Here is a 17,213-nt window from a genome sequence, read left to right as displayed (position 1 = left end):
TCCTCGCGCAAGGTTCCCACGCATCCTAGCAAAAGCCTGTTGCACAAAATCATCGGCGCCAGAACGCACAAGGCCCGGCATGGGCCGGGCCTTGTGGAATCGCCTTGTCCGGGAACTCAGACGCCGGCGCGCTCTTCTTCAGTCACGGCCTTCATCGACAGGCGGATACGGCCCTGCTTGTCGACTTCGAGCACCTTGACCTTGACGATGTCGCCTTCCTTCAGCTTGTCGGAGACCTTCTCGACGCGCTCGTCGGAAATCTGCGACACGTGCACCAGGCCGTCCTTGCCCGGCATGATCGTCACGAACGCACCGAAATCCATCAGCTTGGCGACCTTGCCCTCGTAGATGCGGCCCGGCTCGACGTCGGAAGTGATCTGCTCGATGCGCTTCTTCGCCGCCTCACCCGCCTCGCGATTGACTGAGCCGATGATGATGGTGCCGTCATCGCTGATGTCAATCGTGGTGCCGGTTTCCTCGGTGATCGAGCGGATGGTGGCGCCGCCCTTGCCGATCACTTCGCGGATCTTGTCCGGGTGGATCTTGATGGTGATCAGGCGCGGAGCGAACTCGCTCATCTCGGTGCGGGCGGTGCTGAGCGCCTTGCCCATTTCGCCGAGGATGTGCAGGCGGCCACGCTTGGCCTGGGCCAGCGCCACCTTCATGATCTCCTCGGTGATGCCGTCGATCTTGATGTCCATCTGCAGCGCGGAGATGCCGTCGGCACTGCCGGCCACCTTGAAATCCATGTCGCCGAGGTGATCCTCGTCGCCCAGGATGTCGGACAGCACCACGAAGTCGCTGCCTTCCTTGACCAGGCCCATGGCGATACCGGCCACCGGCGCCTTCAGCGGCACGCCGGCATCCATCATCGCCAGCGAGGAGCCGCACACCGAGGCCATCGACGAGGAACCGTTGGACTCGGTGATTTCCGAGACCACGCGCACCACGTACGGGAATTCCTCGATGCTCGGCTTGACCGCCTGCACGCCACGCTTGGCAAGGCGGCCGTGGCCGATCTCGCGGCGCTTCGGCGCGCCGAAACGGCCGGCTTCACCCACCGAGAACGGGGGGAAGTTGTAGTGGAACAGGAACGGATCCTTCGATTCGCCACCCGGCGCGTCGATGATCTGCGCGTCACGCGTGGTGCCCAGCGTGATGACGACCAGCGCCTGCGTCTCGCCGCGAGTGAACAGCGCCGAACCATGCGTACGCGGCAGCACGCCGACACGGGCGGTGATCGCGCGCACGTCGTCCAGTTGGCGGCCGTCGATGCGCACCTTGGTCTTCAGCACGCTGTCGCGCATGGTGTGGTATTCGAGCTCCTCGAATTCCTTGGCCATCGCACCGGCGGCCCAGCCGTTCTCTTCGGCCTGCGCCTTGAGGCCAGCCAGCACGTCGGCCTTGATCGCGGAGATCGCGTCACGACGCTCCAGCTTGTCGCGTACCTGGAATGCTGCGGCCAGCTGATCGCCGACCGCGCCCTTGACGGCGGCGACCAGCGACTCGTTGCGCGCCGGTGCCTTCCAGTCCCACGACGGCTTGCCGGCTTCGGTGGCCAGCTCGGCGATGGCGCGGATCGCGGTCTGCATCTGCTGGTGGCCGAACATCACCGCGCCGAGCATCACGTCCTCGGACAGCAGCTGCGCTTCGGATTCCACCATCAGCACGGCACCGGCGGTACCGGCCACGACCAGGTCCAGCTGGGAGGTCTTCAGCTCGGTCTGCGACGGGTTCAGCAGGTACTTGCCGTTGGCATAACCGACGCGGGCGGCGCCGATCGGGCCCTTGAACGGGATGCCGGCCAGGCTCAGCGCGGCAGAGGCGCCGAGCAGGGCCACGATGTCGCCGTCCACTTCCGGGTTCAGCGAGACGACCTGGGCGATCACCTGCACTTCGTTCTTGAAGTCATCCGGGAACAGCGGGCGCACCGGGCGATCGATCAGGCGCGAGGTCAGCGTCTCCTTCTCGGTCGGGCGGCCTTCGCGCTTGAAGAAGCCGCCCGGGATGCGGCCGGCGGAGTAGAACTTCTCGACGTAATCGACGGTGAGCGGGAAGAAATCCTGGCCTTCCTTCTGCTTGGTCGCAGCGACCGCGGTGACCAGCACCACGGTGCCGCCCATGCTGGCCATGACCGCACCGGATGCCTGGCGGGCAATTTCGCCCGTCTCCAGTGTGACTTCGTGATTACCGTACTGGAATGACTTGGTTACTTTTGCCACGTTGATCTTCTCCTCAGTCCTGTGGATTAACGGCGCAGGCCGAGGCGTTCGATCAGGGTCTGATAGCGCGCAAGATCGCGATCCTTCAGATAGCTGAGCAGGCGCTTGCGCTGGTTGACCAGCTTCAGCAGGCCACGGCGGGAGTGGTGATCCTGCTTGTGTTCCTTGAAGTGGCCGGTCAGGTGGTCGATGCGGGCGGACAGCAGGGCCACCTGGACTTCGGTCGAACCGGTGTCGTTCGGCACGCGGCCGAAATCAGCAATGATCTTGCCGGTCTGTTCTGCGGTAAGAGACATGGGTATACGTTTCCTTGAGAAGGCGATGCGAAGCTTGCGCTTGCATCATCGCGATGACGCAAGCGCAAGCTTCGCCTAGTTGAATGAAAGCGTTGAAATAACTTGTCTATTCTACTGATGGGAGCGGTGTTACAACAAGTGTGCAGCGGGTTATTCCGTGTGAATTCGTCAATCGGGCGGCAGGTTGAAGCCGCGCACGATGCGCGCACGCCCTTCGGCATCGGGTTCCAGCAGCGCCAGCAGCGCGCCATCGCTGGCATATGCCACGCAGCGCCCGGCTTCCGGCAGGCCCGGCAGGGCGATCTGCTGGCCACGTGAAATGGCCATGCTCTGCGTCTCATCCAGACGCAATACCGGCAAGTCGGACAACCCCGCGGAGACCGGCAGCAACCATGCCAGCAAGGCCCCGTCGCCCTGCTCCGCCGCCTGCTCCAGCTGCGCCAGGGTCACCATCCGCGGCTCGCGGAACGGCTCGACCCAGATCCGGCGCAACGCGGTCAGGTGGGCACCGCATCCCAGCTCCTCGCCCAGGTCCAGCGCCAGCGAACGGACGTAGGTACCCGAGCCACATTCCACCAGCAATTGCAGCGTGTCGCCGGTGCGCCCCAGCAACTCGAGTCGATATACATCCACCTCGCGCGGTGGTACCTCGACGGTTTCGCCACGGCGCGCCTTGGCATACAGCCGTTCGCCGCCCTGCTTCAGCGCGGAATACACCGGCGGTACCTGCAGGATGTGGCCGCGCAATTTGGCCAGCGCCGCCTCGAACATGGCGTCATCGAGTTCCGGCACCGGGCGCTGCCGAACAACTGCACCTTCACTGTCGGCGGTATCCGTGGTGATGCCGAGCCGACATTCGGCCAGGTAGGCCTTGCGCGCACCCAGCAGGCTGCCGGCCAGCTTGGTCGCCTCGCCGAAACACAGCGGCAGCAGGCCGGTGGCCAGCGGATCGAGCGCCCCGGTATGGCCACCCTTGGATGCACGCAACAACCGGCGCACGGCCTGCAGCGCCTGGTTGGAACTCAGGCCCAGCGGCTTGTCGAGCAGCACGATACCGTGCAGATCACGAAACGGGATGCGCGGAAGTCGGCTCATCGGTTCAGCAACATCCAGGGCAACGGTTCAATCCTGCTTGTCGCCGTCCGGCGGCGCCAGGTCGCGTGCCTGCTGGCGCAGCAGCGATTCGATGCGCTCGCCCTTGTCGACCGAGTCGTCGTACTTGAACTTCAGCTCCGGCACCCGGCGCATGCGCATGCCGCTGTGCGCCAGCGCATGGCGGATCTCATGGCTCATCTCGTTGAGCGCCTTCACCGCCGGCAGTCCCTGCTCGGGCAGCATGGTGGTCACCCACACCGTGGCCCAGTCCAGGTCACGGGTGATTTCCACGTCACAGACACTGGTCGACGGCAAACCGTGATCGCGCACGGCCGCATGCACCAGCAAGCCCAGCTCGCGGCGCAGTTCGGCACCGATGCGGTCAGTACGTTTGAAATCACGGGAAGGCATAAAAACTCCGAAGGACCAACTCTCTTCTCCCCTCGGGAGAAGGTGCCCCGCAAGGGGCGGATGAGGGTTCACGACCTTGATGAAGCTTCACTCGGGCCGTGAACCCTCACCCCAACCCCTCTACCCGCAGGGTCGCCGCAGGGAGAGGGGTTCAGGATCAAAGCGTACGCGCCACTTCGGTGCGTTCGAAGCACTCGATCTGGTCGCCCGGCTTGACGTCGTTGTACTGCTTCACGGCGATGCCGCACTCCATGCCGTTGCGCACTTCGTCGACGAGGTCCTTGAAGCGGCGCAGCGATTCCAGCTCGCCTTCGAAGATCACCACGTGGTCGCGCAGCACGCGGATCGGCTTGCTGCGCTTGACCACACCCTCGGTGACCATGCAGCCAGCCACGGCACCGAACTTGGAACTGCGGAACACGTCGCGCACTTCGGCCGTGCCGATGATGTCCTCGCGTACTTCCATGCCGAGCAGGCCAGTGGCCGCCTGGGTCACCTGGTCGATCACGTCGTAGATGATCGAGAAATAGCGCACGTCCAGGCCATTGGTCTCGATCACCTTGCGCGCCGAGGCGTCGGCGCGCACGTTGAAGCCGATCACCAGTGCCTTCGAAGCCGCTGCCAGCGTGGCATCGGATTCGTTGATGCCGCCGACGCCGGACGAAACCACGTTGACGCGGACCCGCTCGTTGCCGATCTGGGTCAGCGACTCGCGCAGCGCCTCGACCGAACCCTGCACGTCACCCTTGACCAGGATGTTGAGCGTCTGCTGCTCCACGCCCTGGCCCATCTTGGCGATGATGTCCTCAAGCCGGTTGCTCTTGCTGACCATGCGCGTTTCACGACGCTTGAGCTCGCGCTCCTGCGCCACTTCGCGGGCCAGCCGCTCGTCCTCGACACAGACGAAGTCGTCGCCGGTTTCCGGCACGCCGGACAGACCCAGCACCTGCACCGGAATCGACGGGCCGGCTTCGGTCACCTGCTTGCCGGTTTCGTCGATCAGCGCGCGCATGCGGCCGTATTCGACGCCGCAGACCACGAAGTCACCCTTGCGCAGCGTGCCTTGCTGGACCAGCACGGTGGCCACCGGGCCACGGCCACGGTCCAGGCTGGACTCGATCACCACGCCGGAGGCGCGGCCATCGACGACCGCCTTCAATTCCATCACCTCGGCCTGCACCGAGATCGCGTCGAGCAGGTCCTCGACGCCGGCACCGGTCTTGGCCGACACCGGGATGAACTGGACGTCGCCGCCCCAGTCTTCCGGCACGACTTCATACTGCACCAGGCCCTGCTTGACGTTGTCCGGGTTGGCGCCGTCCTTGTCCATCTTGTTGACCGCGACGATCAGCGGCACCTTGGCGGCGCGCGCATGCTTCACCGCTTCCACGGTCTGCGGCATCACGCCGTCGTCGGCCGCCACCACCAGGATCACGATGTCGGTCGACTGCGCGCCACGGGCACGCATCGAGGTGAACGCGGCGTGGCCGGGAGTATCCAGGAACGTGATCACGCCCTTCGACGTTTCCACGTGGTACGCGCCGATGTGCTGGGTGATGCCGCCGGCTTCGCCGGAAGCGACCTTGGTGCGGCGGATGTAGTCGAGCAGTGATGTCTTGCCGTGGTCGACGTGACCCATGATCGTCACCACCGGCGGGCGTGTGACCTTCTCACCCTCCAGCTCGATGTTCTGGGTGTGCGCCGCCAGCGTCTCCTCGGCGTTGTTCTGGCTATCCGCCACCGGCGTGTGGCCGAGCTCCTCGACCACCAGCACCGCGGTGTCGTGGTCGACGGTCTGGTTGATGGTCGCCATCACGCCCATCTTGAACAGCGCCTTGACCACCTCGGAACCCTTGACCGCCATCTTCTGGGCCAGCTCGGCGACGACGTTGGTATCGCCCACGACCACTTCGCGCACCACCGGCGCGGTGGGTCGCGAGAAGCCGTGCGGGCCGGTCGGTGCGTTGTTGCTGCTGCGCAACAGCTCGCGGCCGCTGCTGCGTCCCGGCTTGCCGCGCTTGCTGCTGGAAGAGCGGCGGGCGCGATCGGCCTCGCTCAGGTGCATCTGCCCACCGGCGAAGCGCTTGCCAGCACTGTCGCGATCACCCTTGCCCTCGACGCTGTCATTGCGTTCGCGCGAATGCTTGGGCTTGCCACGAGCAGCATCGCCGGCGGCAGCTGGCGCAGCTGCACTGCCGGGCGTCGCGGCACGAGCCACCGGAGCGGCCGGCGAGGCGGGGGCCGCGACCGGCTTGACCAGCTTTTCGCGTTTGCGCGGCTCGTGGATGCGCGGCAGGATCATGCCCAGGTCACGCTGGTCGATGCGCTGGACGGTTCCCGCCGCGTCATCGCCGGCCACCACGGGCGCCGCTTCGGCCGCCGGTTCCGGCTCGACCTCGACGTGCTCGGCCACGGGCGCTTCGGCAGGACTGGCCACCTCGACCTCGCGCTGCTCCTTTTCGGCCTTCCGCTGCTGTTCGTCCAGGCTGTGTTGTGCCTCCGCATGACGGCGCTGTTCAGCCTCGATCCGCTCGCGTTCTTCCTGCTCGCGCTGCTGCTGCGACTCCTGCAGCTTGCGCACAGCCTCCTCGCGCTCGGGCTCGGCGCTGGCCTCCTCGGCAATCACGCTGCGCTTGACGTAGGTGCGCTTGGCGCGCACTTCGACATTGACTGTCTTGGCCGTGCCTGTGGCACCCCGCCCCCCCGGCGCTGCCACCTTCAGCTCGCCGACCGTACGGCGCTTCAGGGTGATCTGGCGCGGCGCGCTGTCGTCGACCTCGGCAGCGACTTCGCCCTTGCCATGCGTGCGGCGCAGGAAGCCAAGCAGCTTCACCTTCTCGGTGCTGCTGATGACCTGCTCCTGGTCGGAGAATTTCATGCCTGCCTCGCCGAGCTGCGTCAGCAGCTTGTCGACCGGCATACCCAGTACCTGGGCGAGTTGTTTGATCGTAACGTCCGACATCGTGTTCTTTGCTCCGCCGTTCCCGCGCCTATCGTCTGTGCGGCATCATCTGCGCCGCCGCCTCCATCCGTGCTGAAAGCCTTCCTGAGGAAGCCTTTCCCGGCACACCCCTCCGGGGTGCCGCTGCCCGCGGTTAGCCGCCCTTCTCCAGTCGCGCGATCATCGGCGCACGTGCGGCCATGATCAGTGCGGCGGCACGCTCTTCATCCATGCCCTCGATATCGATCAGGTCGTCCACCGCCAGGTCAGCCAGGTCGTCGACCGTGGTCACCGCGCGCGCAGCCAGCGCAAAGGCAGTTTCCTCGTCCATGCCGTCCAGTGCCAGCAGCTCTTCGGAAGGCTGATGTTCATCGACCCCCTCCTCCACCGCCAGTGCCTCGGTCAGCAGCGCATCGCGGGCGCGGGCGCGCAGCTCCTCGACGATGTCCTCATCGAAGCCCTCCACCGCGAGCAGCTCGGCGCTGGGCACATAGGCGATTTCCTCGATGCTGGAAAAGCCTTCCTGCACGAGGATCACGGCGATCTCCTGGTCCACTTCGAGCTTGTCCATGAACAGCTGGCGCGCGGCCTCCTGCTCGGACTCGCTCTTGGCGGTGACCTGGTCCTGGGTCATCACGTTCAACTGCCAGCCGGTCAGCTTGCTGGCCAGGCGCACGTTCTGGCCACCGCGACCGATCGCCTGGGACAGCTTGTCCTCGGCCACCGCGATGTCCATCGAGTGCTTTTCTTCGTCCATGATGATGGACTGCACTTCCGCCGGCGCCATCGCGTTGATGACGTACTGCGCCTGGTTCTCGTGCCACAGGATGATGTCGACGCGCTCGCCGTTGAGGTCGTTGGAGACCGCCTGCACGCGCGATCCGCGCATGCCGATGCAGGCGCCGATCGGATCAGTGCGGCTGTCGTGGGCCAGCACGGCGATCTTGGCGCGATCGCCCGGATCGCGCGCGCAGCCCTTGATCTCGACCAGGCCCTGGCCGACTTCCGGCACTTCCAGCTTGAACAGCTCGATCATGAACTCCGGCGCCGCGCGCGACACAAACAGCTGCGGGCCGCGGGCCTCGGAACGCACTTCGTACAGATAACCGCGCACGCGGTCGCCGACGCGGGCCGATTCGCGCGGAATGGTCTTGTCGCGCGGGATGAACGCCTCGGCATTGCTGCCCAGGTCGAGGTAGATGTTACCGCGTTCGACGCGCTTGACGATACCGGTGACCAGCTCGCCCACGCGATCGGCGAAGGCGTCGACCACCTGCTGGCGTTCGGCCTCGCGCACGCGCTGCACGATCACCTGCTTGGCAGCCTGCGCGGCGATGCGGCCGAATTCGGCGTTCTCGATCTGCTGCTCGATGTATTCGCCCACGGCAGCGTCGGCGCGCTCGTCCAGCGCGTCCATCAGGCGCAACTGATAGGACGGCGATTCCATCTCGCCGTCATCGGCGATGATTTCCCAGCGGCGGAACGTCTCGTACTCGCCGGTGTCGTGGTCGATCGATACGCGGATATCGGGCTCTTCGTCCGGGTAGCGCTTCTTCGCGGCCGAGGCCAGCGCGGCCTCCATCGCCTCGAAAATCACTTCCAGCGGCACGCCCTTTTCATTGGCGACCGCGTCGACGACCAGCAAAAGTTCTTTGCTCATTGCAGCAACTCCGTAGGCACCCTTCGGCGTCCGAATCGTTAGCTTTTGCATTCATCCCTGAACGCGAGGATCAAGAAGCGACCATCCGTGGCCGCACTATTCAATACTTGTGCGTTCGTCCTTGAACGCGAAGATCACGAGGCAGCCCTCCATGGCTGCACTCTTCAACAAAGCCTCAATCAGCCTGCTTCTTGCCGGGCGTCTTGCCGCCGGGCTTGGGCTGCGGCGCATAACCGAGCGCCACCCAGTCCGGCACCACGCGCGCGCTTTCCACCAGCGCATGGTCAAATTCGAACGTCTTGCCTTCGGCTTCCAGCACGATGTGCCCGGCCTCTGCCGAAACCAGCTTGCCACGCAGGCGACGGCGGCCTTCCAGCGGCGCCCTCAGCAGCACCTTCACTTCCTGCCCGCTGGCCCGCGCAAACTGTGCGGCGGTGAACAGCGGCCGATCCAGGCCCGGCGAGGAAACTTCCAGCACGTAATGGCCGGGAACCGGATCCTCCACATCCAGCAGGGCGGACAATTCGCGGCTGGCGGTTTCGCAATCCTCGATGCCGACCTCGCGACGCTCGCCGTCGCCCGTTTCCTTGTCCAGCAGGTCCAGGTAGACGCGCAGCGTACTCTGCCCGTGCGACGGGGTGAACTCCACGCCGAGGCATTCCAGGCCAAGATCGACCAGTACCTCGCTGAAACGTTGTGCCAGTGCCTGCGTATCCATGGGTAGCCTTCCCGGATCACTCTTTCAGAACAGCAGAAACAAAAAATGGGCTCCAACGGCCCATTTCCCTATCTCGCCGATGTTCCTCCTCCTCAAGCAGCTCTTTCCGGCGCACGTGACCGCCAGCGGCGATCCGGCACGACGCATCCTTGCGCCCAACAAAAAAGCCTCACGAGGAGGCTTTCTTGCATCAAGAAAGATCTGGTAGCGGGGGCAGGATTCGAACCTGCGACCTTCGGGTTATGAGCCCGACGAGCTGCCAGACTGCTCCACCCCGCATCAGAGTCCGAAGAGTTTACCGGGGTGGCCGGTTTCTTGCAAGCCTCGAATCCACTGCTTTCGGTACAAAGCCGGAATTCACAACCCAAACGCGCGCCGGCACCAACCCAGCAGCGGCCCCCAGTACAGGCCAAGCACCAGCAGCGACAGCGCGTTCAGCGACAGCACCACGCGCAGCGGCCGGTCCGGCTGTGCCTGCAATGCACCGCCCTCCTCCGGCTTGTCGAAATACATCACCTTGACCGCATACAGGTAGTAGTACAGGCCGATGATGGCGAACACGATGCCGACGATGGCCAGCCACAACATGTTCGCGTGGATCGCCGCCTCCAGCACCAGCACCTTGGCCCAGAAGCCGAACAGCGGCGGCACACCGGCCAGCGAGAACATCGCCAGCAGCATCAGGAACGCCATCCACGGCGACTTCTGGTTCAGTCCCTTCAGGTCGGTGATTTCCTCGCACTCGAAGCCAGCACGGGTCAGCGCCAGCATCACGCCGAACGCGGCCACGCCCATCAGCGCGTAGCAGATCGCGTAGAACATCGCCGCGGCATAGCCTTCCGGGCCAGCGGCGGAAAGGCCGAGCAGCAGGTAGCCCATGTGCGAGATGGTCGAGTACGCCAGCATGCGCTTCAGGTTGGTCTGCACGATCGCGACCAGGTTGCCGATCGCCAGCGAAACCACGGCCAGCACCGCCAGCATCAGCTGCCAGTGCTGCGACAGATCACCCATGCCAGTGTCGAGCAGGCGGTAGGCCATGCCGAACGCGGCCAGCTTGGAGCCGGAGGCGATGAAGGTAGTGACCGGGGTCGGTGCGCCCTGGTAGACGTCGGGGATCCACATGTGGAACGGTGCGGCACCCAGCTTGAAACCGATGCCCACGATCATGAAGACCAGGCCGAACAGCAGCAGGGTCGGTGCCGTGGTGTAGCTCATCACGTTGTGCAGCTGCGCCAGGTCCAGGGTCGGCGTGCCACCCATGCCGGAAGCGCCGTAGACCATCGACATGCCATACAGCAACATGCCCGAGGCCAGTGCGCCCAGCACGAAGTACTTGATCGCCGCCTCCGGCGGCAGCTTCGCGTCGCGGTTCAGCGCCACCAGCGCGTATGACGACAGCGAGAGCAGCTCCAGCCCCAGGTAGACGGTGACCAGGCTGCCGGCCGAGACCAGCAGCATGATGCCGATCACCGCGAAGATCATCAGCGTGTAGAACTCGCCGCCGAGCAGCTTGCGGTCGATCAGGTACGGGCGAGCGTAAACGAACACCATCGCGGTGGTGCCCAGCGCGAACACCTTGAGGATCTCGGCCACGTCGTCGCGCACGAACATGTCGCCGAACGCGGTGACCGTCTGCGGCGGCTGGCCGGCGACCACCAGATAGATGGCCACCAGCAGCACCGCGATGGAGATCCAGTGCAGCAGCGGGCGCTGCGCGGGCTTCATGAAGGCGTCCAGCAGCAACAGCAGGCACGCCGCCGCCACCAGGTAGAACTCCGGTAGCAGGATCAGGATGTCATTCAGAGTCGGCATGTCGGGTCCCGATCAAATCTTGTGAATGGCGAGCTGCTGCACCAGCTGCGCCACCGAGTTGTCCATCAGGTGGACCAGCGGCTGCGGCCAGATGCCCAGCGCCAGCACGGCGGCGGCAAAGGCGCCCAGCACGAACGTCTCGCGGCCGTTGATCTCCTTCATCTCGGCCACGTGCGGGTTGCCGATCTCGCCCCACAGCACGCGCTTGACCAGCCACAACGTGTAGCCCGCGCCGATGATCAGGGTGAAGGCGGCGAACAGCGCGATCCACGGGCTGGCGCTGAAGCTGGCCAGGATCACCATGAACTCGCCCACGAAACCGCTGGTGCCCGGCAGGCCGCAGTTGGCCATCGCGAACAGCACGTAGAAGAAGCCGAACCACGGCATCACGTTGATGACGCCGCCGTAGTCCTTGATCAGGCGCGTATGCGTGCGGTCGTACATCACGCCGATGCAGGTGAACATCGCGCCGGAGACGAAGCCGTGCGAGATCATCTGCACCATCGCGCCCTGCATACCCAGCAGCGCCATGTCGGTATGGCCCTGCTCGCGTACCAGCATGAAGGCTATGAAGATGCCGAGCGTGACGAAGCCCATGTGCGCCACGGACGAGTACGCCACCAGCTTCTTCATGTCCTCCTGCACCAGCGCGACATAGCCGATGTAGACGATCGCGATCAGGCTCAGCACGATGACGATCCATGCGAAATGCGCACCGGCGTCAGGCACGATCGGCAGGATGAAGCGCAGCATGCCGTAGGTGCCGACCTTCAGCATCACCGCCGCCAGCACCACCGAGCCGCCGGTCGGCGCCTCGACGTGGGCGTCCGGCAGCCAGGTGTGCACCGGCACCATCGGCACCTTGATCGCGAAGGCGATCAGGAACGCGAAGAAGATCCAGGCCTGCTCGGTGAACGTCAGCGGCAGCGCGGCCAGCGTTGCCAGGTCGAACGTGTGCGCTTTCTGGTACAGGTACAGCAGCGCGATCAGCATGAAGACCGAGCCGAAGAACGTGTAGATGAAGAACTTCAGCGTGGCGTAAACGCGGCGCGGACCACCCCAGATACCGATCAGGATGAACATCGGGATCAGGATCGCCTCGAACAGCGCATAGAACAGCAGCGCGTCGGTGGCGCAGAACACGCCGATCAGCAGGCCTTCGAGGATCAGCATCGCGGCCATGTACTGGTGCGGCTTGTCCTGGATGACCTCCCACGCACCGGCGACCACCAGGATGCCGACGAAGGTGGTCATCACGATCAGCGCCACCGAGATGCCATCCACCGCCAGGCCGTAATGCACGCCCCACGAGGCGATCCACAGGTGGCTTTCGACCAGCTGCATCGCGGCGCCGGCGGGGTTGTACTGCACCAACAGGAACAGACTGGCCACGAAGGCGAGCACCGCCACCAGCAGCGACAGCCAGCGGGCGAGGTTGGGCCGGGCCGAACCGGCAAGCAACACCGGGATGGCGCCGACGACGGGTAGCCAGATCAGCAGGCTGAGCAAGTGATTGAACATGGATCCCGTTTCCCTTAGTGCCCGGCCAGCCCGGCCCCGACCAGCCAGTACCCGCCAAGCAGCAGGATCAGGCCGAGGATCATCGCGAAGGCGTAGTGATAGAGGTAGCCCGACTGCAGGCGGCGCATCGTGGCGGCGACACGGTGCACCAGGCTGACCGAACCGTTGACCATCGCGTCGTCGATCACCGCCGTGTCGCCCGCTTTCCAGAACAGGCGACCCAGCTTGACGCCACCACGGGCGAACAGCGCGTAGTACACGTCGTCGACCCAGTACTTGCGGTCCAGCACCGTCCACAGCGGCTTCAGCGCGGACTTGATGCGATCGGCCAGTGCCGGGTTGAACAGATAGATGTAGGTGGTGGTCGCGAACGCGACGAGCACCAGCACGAACGGCAACTGGGTGAAGCCGTGCAGCGCCATCGCCGCCGCGCCGTGGAACTCGTGGCCGAGCTCGGCCAGCACATTGTTGGCTTCCTCAACATGGATCGCGCCGCCGAACCAGTTGCCGAACAGCGTGGGACCGACGGTGAAGAAGCCGACCAGCAGCGACGGGATCGCCAGCAGCACCAGCGGCAGCGTCACCACCCACGGCGATTCCTTCGGCGCATGTGCCAGCACGCCCGGCTCGTGATGGCCATGGTCGTCGTGATGGTCATGCCCGTGCGAGGCAACCACCTTGAAGCGCTCCTTGCCGTGGAAGGTCAGATACATCTGGCGGAACGTGTACAGCCCCGTCACCAGCGCACCGGCCATCACGCAGAAGTAGGCGTAGTGCGCGCCCCAGCGGTGCGACAGGCCGACCGCCTCGATGATCGCGTCCTTCGAATAGAAGCCCGAGGTGAACGGCACCGCCACCAGCGCCAGCGAGCCGATCCACATGGTGATCCAGGTGATCGGCATGTACTTGCGCAGGCCGCCCATGTAGCGCATGTCCTGCTCGTGGTGCATCGCGATGATCACCGAGCCGGCGCCGAGGAACAGCAGCGCCTTGAAGAACGCGTGGGTCATCAGGTGGAACACGGCGCCGCTGTACATCGACACGCCCAGCGCCACCGTCATGTAGCCCAGCTGCGACAGCGTGGAGTACGCAATCACCCGCTTGATGTCGTTCTGCACGATGCCAATCAGGCCGGTGAACAACGCGGTGGTGGCGCCGATCACCAGCACGAAGCTCAGTGCGGTCGACGACATCTCGAACAGCGGTGACATGCGCGCCACCATGAAGATGCCGGCGGTGACCATCGTGGCCGCATGGATCAGCGCGGAGATCGGGGTCGGACCTTCCATCGAGTCGGGCAGCCACACGTGCAGCGGCACCTGCGCCGACTTGCCCATGGCGCCGACGAACAGCAGGATGCAGATCACTGTGGCCGCTTCCCACTGCGTGTTCGCGGTGATCTGCAGGGTCTTGCCGGCCAGGCCGGGGGCCGCGGCGAACGCGGTGGCGTAGTCCAGCGTGCCGAGGAAATACAGCACCGCCGCGATGCCGAGCAGGAAGCCGAAGTCGCCCACGCGGTTGACCAGGAACGCCTTCAGGTTGGCGAAGATCGCGGTCGGCCGCTTGTACCAGAAGCCGATCAGCAGGTACGACACCAGGCCCACCGCTTCCCAGCCGAAGAACAGCTGCATGAAGTTGTTGCTCATGACCAGCATGAACATCGAGAAGGTGAACAGCGAGATGTAGCTGAAGAAGCGCGTGTAGCCGTCGTCGTCGGCCATGTAGCCGATGGTGTAGACATGCACCAGCAGCGACACGAAGCTCACCACCACCAGCATCAGCGCGGTCAGCCGGTCGACCATGAAGCCGACGCTGGCGTTGAACGGACCGATCTGGAACCAGGTGTAGATGTTCTGGTTGTATTCGGCCGCGCCACCCAGGGTGAGCTGGTACAGCACGTAGAACGACAGCGCACACGACACCGCCACGCCGAGGATGGTGACGGTATGCGAACCGGCGCGGCCCAGGAACTTGCCCAGGAAGCCGGCCAGCACGCAGCCGACCAGCGGCGCCAGTGCGATCGTCAGCAGGATGGAAGTCGAAAGCTGCATCGGGTCAACCCTTCATGCTGTCGATGTCGGCGATATTGATCGTGCTGCGCGTACGGAACAGCAGCACCAGGATCGCCAGGCCGATGGCGGCTTCCGCCGCGGCCACGGTGAGGATGAAGAACACGAATACCTGCCCGGAAACGTCGCCGAGGAAGCGAGAGAACGCCACGAAGTTCATGTTCACGGCGAGCAGCATCAGCTCGATCGACATCAACAGCACGATCACGTTCTTGCGATTGATGAACATGCCGGCGACGGCGATGCAGAACAGCACCGCGCCGAGCACGATGTAGTGCGCGAGCGAGATCATGGCTGCGGCTCCTGGGGTGCGGTCGGTTCATCGGGACGGACGGCGGCCATCTTCACGATACGCACGCGGTCGCGCGGATCGACCTTGACCTGCTGGCTGGCCGACTCGTAGCGCGCGTCGCGGCGCTCGCGCAGGGTCAGTGCCACCGCCGCCACGATGCCCACGGTAAGGATCAGCGCAGCGATCTCGAACGGCAACAGGAACTTCGTGTACAGCGCACGCCCGAGCCACTCGGTGTTGGACATGCCCGCAGCGATGGCGGGGTCGGCGCCCATGATGTGCGCCTGCATCGCGCGCACGCCGATCAGGCCGAGCATTTCCGCCAGCATCACCACGGCCACGATCAGGCCGACCGGCAGGAATTTGACGAAGCCTTCGCGCATCTTTTCCTGGTCGATGTCGAGCATCATCACCACAAACAGGAACAGCACCATCACCGCGCCGACATAAACGACGATCAGCGCGAGTGCCAGGAATTCCGCCTCAAGCAGCAGCCACAGGCAGGCAGCACTGAAGAAGGTGAGCACCAGCGCCAGCACTGCGTGCACGGAGTTCTTCAGCGTGATCACCGACAGCGCCGCAGCCACGGTGACGAAGCCGAAGGCGTAGAAACAGATGAGTTGAAACAGTTGGGGATTCATCGTTGGCCTCAGCGGTACGCCGCATCCTGCGCGCGGTCAGCGGCGATCTGCTGTTCGAAGCGATCGCCGATGGCAAGCAGCTGCTGCTTGTCCACCACGTTCTCGCCGCGGTGTTCGAAGTGGTACTCGTGGATCGATGTCTCGACGATCGAGTCGACCGGGCAGCTCTCTTCGCAGAAGCCGCAGAAGATGCACTTGAACAGGTCGATCTCGTAGCGGGTGGTGCGGCGCTGACCGTCGCTCTCGCGCGGCGCGGAGTCGATGGTGATCGCCAGCGCCGGGCACACCGCCTCGCACAGCTTGCAGGCGATGCAGCGCTCCTCGCCGTTCGCGTAGCGACGCAACGCGTGCAGGCCGCGGAAGCGGTTCGACTTGGGGATGTGCTCCATCGGGTAGCGCATCGTGTACTTCGGCTTGAACAGGTAGCGCAGGGTCAGCCCCATGCCCTGGAACAGCTCGACCAGCAGCAGACTCTTGAAATAACCGGTAACGCGATTCATGGCTTATGCCCCCGTGCCGATGCTGACCAGACCCCAGTATTTCAGGCAGCCAGCCACGAAAACCCATGCGATGGCGATGGGGATGAACACCTTCCAGCCCAGCCGCATGATCTGGTCATAGCGATAGCGCGGGAACGTGGCGCGGAACCACAGGAACATGAACGAGAACAGGAATGCCTTGAGCAGCAGCCAGGGGAAACCGCCATGGCCGATGAAGCCCCACGAGGCCGGGAACGGCGACAGCCAGCCGCCCATGAACAGCACTGCGGCCAGGAAGCTGACCAGGATCATGTTGGCGTATTCGGCCAGGAAGAACAGCGCGAACGCCGAACCGGAATATTCCACGTGGAAACCGGCCACGATTTCCGACTCGCCCTCGGCCACGTCGAACGGCGCACGGTTGGTCTCGGCCACGCCGGAGATGAAATAGACCACGAACACCGGCAGCAGCGGCAGCCAGAACCAGTCGAAGATGCCCTTGCTGCCGGCCTGCGCATTGACGATCGCGCTGAGGTTCAGCGAACCGGCCAGCACCAGCACGCAGACCAGGCACAGGCCCATCGCCAGTTCGTAGGAGATCACCTGCGCTGCCGAACGCATCGCACCGAGCAGCGCATAGCGCGAGTTGGACGCCCAGCCGGCGATGATGATGCCGTACACACCCATCGAGGTCATCGCCAGCAGGTACAGCACGCCGGCGTTGGCGTTCGACAGCACCATCGTGCTGCTGAACGGAACCACGGCCCATACCGCCAGCGCGGGGACCAGCGCGATCATCGGCGCCATGTAGTACAGGAAGCGGTTCGCCTTGGTCGGCAGGATCACTTCCTTGATCAGCAGCTTGACCACGTCGGCGAAAGCCTGCAGCAGGCCGAACGGACCGATCTTGTTCGGCCCCATGCGCACGTGCATCCAGCCGAGGACCTTGCGCTCCCAGTACACGAACATCGCCACCGCCAGCACCAGTGGCAGCACGATCGCCAGGATGTACAGGATCGGCACGACGAGCTGATGGATGAGTTGATCAAGCATCTG

The 17,213-nt window shown here is 64.6% G+C and carries 14 protein-coding genes and 1 tRNA gene; all 15 read right to left on the bottom strand.

Translation table 11 applies throughout. The features are described 5' to 3' along the window. Window positions 1–116 precede the first annotated feature (116 nt). The gene (gene pnp, locus IMW82_RS01830; RefSeq protein WP_211003724.1) at window positions 117–2,222 is read right to left on the bottom strand and encodes a polyribonucleotide nucleotidyltransferase; all 2,106 of its coding nucleotides are present in this window, start codon (window positions 2,220–2,222) and stop codon (window positions 117–119) included. A 26-nt stretch (window positions 2,223–2,248) separates the two neighbouring features. Further along, entirely contained in the window at window positions 2,249–2,518 is a 270-nt protein-coding gene (gene rpsO / locus IMW82_RS01825) for a 30S ribosomal protein S15 (protein ID WP_007513234.1), read from the bottom strand. A gap of 168 nt (window positions 2,519–2,686) precedes the next feature. Then, the gene (gene truB / locus IMW82_RS01820) at window positions 2,687–3,613 is read right to left on the bottom strand and encodes a tRNA pseudouridine(55) synthase TruB (RefSeq protein WP_211003723.1); all 927 of its coding nucleotides are present in this window, start codon (window positions 3,611–3,613) and stop codon (window positions 2,687–2,689) included. Window positions 3,614–3,640: 27 nt separating this feature from the next. Then, window positions 3,641–4,024 (bottom strand): 30S ribosome-binding factor RbfA, encoded by a 384-nt coding sequence (rbfA, locus tag IMW82_RS01815; RefSeq protein WP_108471339.1) that lies wholly within the window; start codon window positions 4,022–4,024, stop codon window positions 3,641–3,643. 157 nt (window positions 4,025–4,181) lie between these two features. Further along, window positions 4,182–6,986, bottom strand: a complete 2,805-nt coding sequence (gene infB / locus IMW82_RS01810) for a translation initiation factor IF-2 (RefSeq protein ID WP_211003722.1) — start codon at window positions 6,984–6,986, stop codon at window positions 4,182–4,184. A 133-nt stretch (window positions 6,987–7,119) separates the two neighbouring features. Continuing rightward, the gene (nusA, locus tag IMW82_RS01805) at window positions 7,120–8,625 is read right to left on the bottom strand and encodes a transcription termination factor NusA (protein ID WP_108471341.1); all 1,506 of its coding nucleotides are present in this window, start codon (window positions 8,623–8,625) and stop codon (window positions 7,120–7,122) included. A gap of 175 nt (window positions 8,626–8,800) precedes the next feature. Continuing rightward, entirely contained in the window at window positions 8,801–9,343 is a 543-nt protein-coding gene (rimP, locus tag IMW82_RS01800; protein ID WP_108471342.1) for a ribosome maturation factor RimP, read from the bottom strand. A 202-nt stretch (window positions 9,344–9,545) separates the two neighbouring features. Then, window positions 9,546–9,622, bottom strand: a tRNA-Met gene (locus IMW82_RS01795). A 78-nt stretch (window positions 9,623–9,700) separates the two neighbouring features. Next, entirely contained in the window at window positions 9,701–11,155 is a 1,455-nt protein-coding gene (gene nuoN / locus IMW82_RS01790; RefSeq protein WP_211003721.1) for an NADH-quinone oxidoreductase subunit NuoN, read from the bottom strand. 12 nt (window positions 11,156–11,167) lie between these two features. After that, entirely contained in the window at window positions 11,168–12,676 is a 1,509-nt protein-coding gene (locus IMW82_RS01785) for an NADH-quinone oxidoreductase subunit M (protein ID WP_108471344.1), read from the bottom strand. A 14-nt stretch (window positions 12,677–12,690) separates the two neighbouring features. Then, window positions 12,691–14,727, bottom strand: coding sequence for an NADH-quinone oxidoreductase subunit L (gene nuoL / locus IMW82_RS01780; protein WP_211003720.1), 2,037 nt, complete (start codon window positions 14,725–14,727; stop codon window positions 12,691–12,693). A gap of 4 nt (window positions 14,728–14,731) precedes the next feature. After that, complete coding sequence (gene nuoK, locus IMW82_RS01775) at window positions 14,732–15,037, bottom strand: NADH-quinone oxidoreductase subunit NuoK (protein ID WP_108471346.1); 306 nt, start codon at window positions 15,035–15,037, stop codon at window positions 14,732–14,734. Next, the gene (locus IMW82_RS01770) at window positions 15,034–15,678 is read right to left on the bottom strand and encodes an NADH-quinone oxidoreductase subunit J (protein WP_108471347.1); all 645 of its coding nucleotides are present in this window, start codon (window positions 15,676–15,678) and stop codon (window positions 15,034–15,036) included. Before IMW82_RS01770 ends, nuoK begins: the two co-directional genes overlap by 4 nt. A gap of 8 nt (window positions 15,679–15,686) precedes the next feature. After that, window positions 15,687–16,178, bottom strand: coding sequence for an NADH-quinone oxidoreductase subunit NuoI (nuoI, locus tag IMW82_RS01765; protein ID WP_108471348.1), 492 nt, complete (start codon window positions 16,176–16,178; stop codon window positions 15,687–15,689). 3 nt (window positions 16,179–16,181) lie between these two features. Continuing rightward, window positions 16,182–17,210, bottom strand: a complete 1,029-nt coding sequence (nuoH, locus tag IMW82_RS01760; protein ID WP_108471349.1) for an NADH-quinone oxidoreductase subunit NuoH — start codon at window positions 17,208–17,210, stop codon at window positions 16,182–16,184. Between the last annotated feature and the right edge of the window lie 3 nt (window positions 17,211–17,213).

The sequence above is a fragment of the Rhodanobacter sp. B2A1Ga4 genome, from assembly GCF_018101315.1.
GTDB lineage: Bacteria > Pseudomonadota > Gammaproteobacteria > Xanthomonadales > Rhodanobacteraceae > Rhodanobacter > Rhodanobacter thiooxydans_A.
This window is presented reverse-complemented; position numbering and strand designations above follow the sequence as displayed.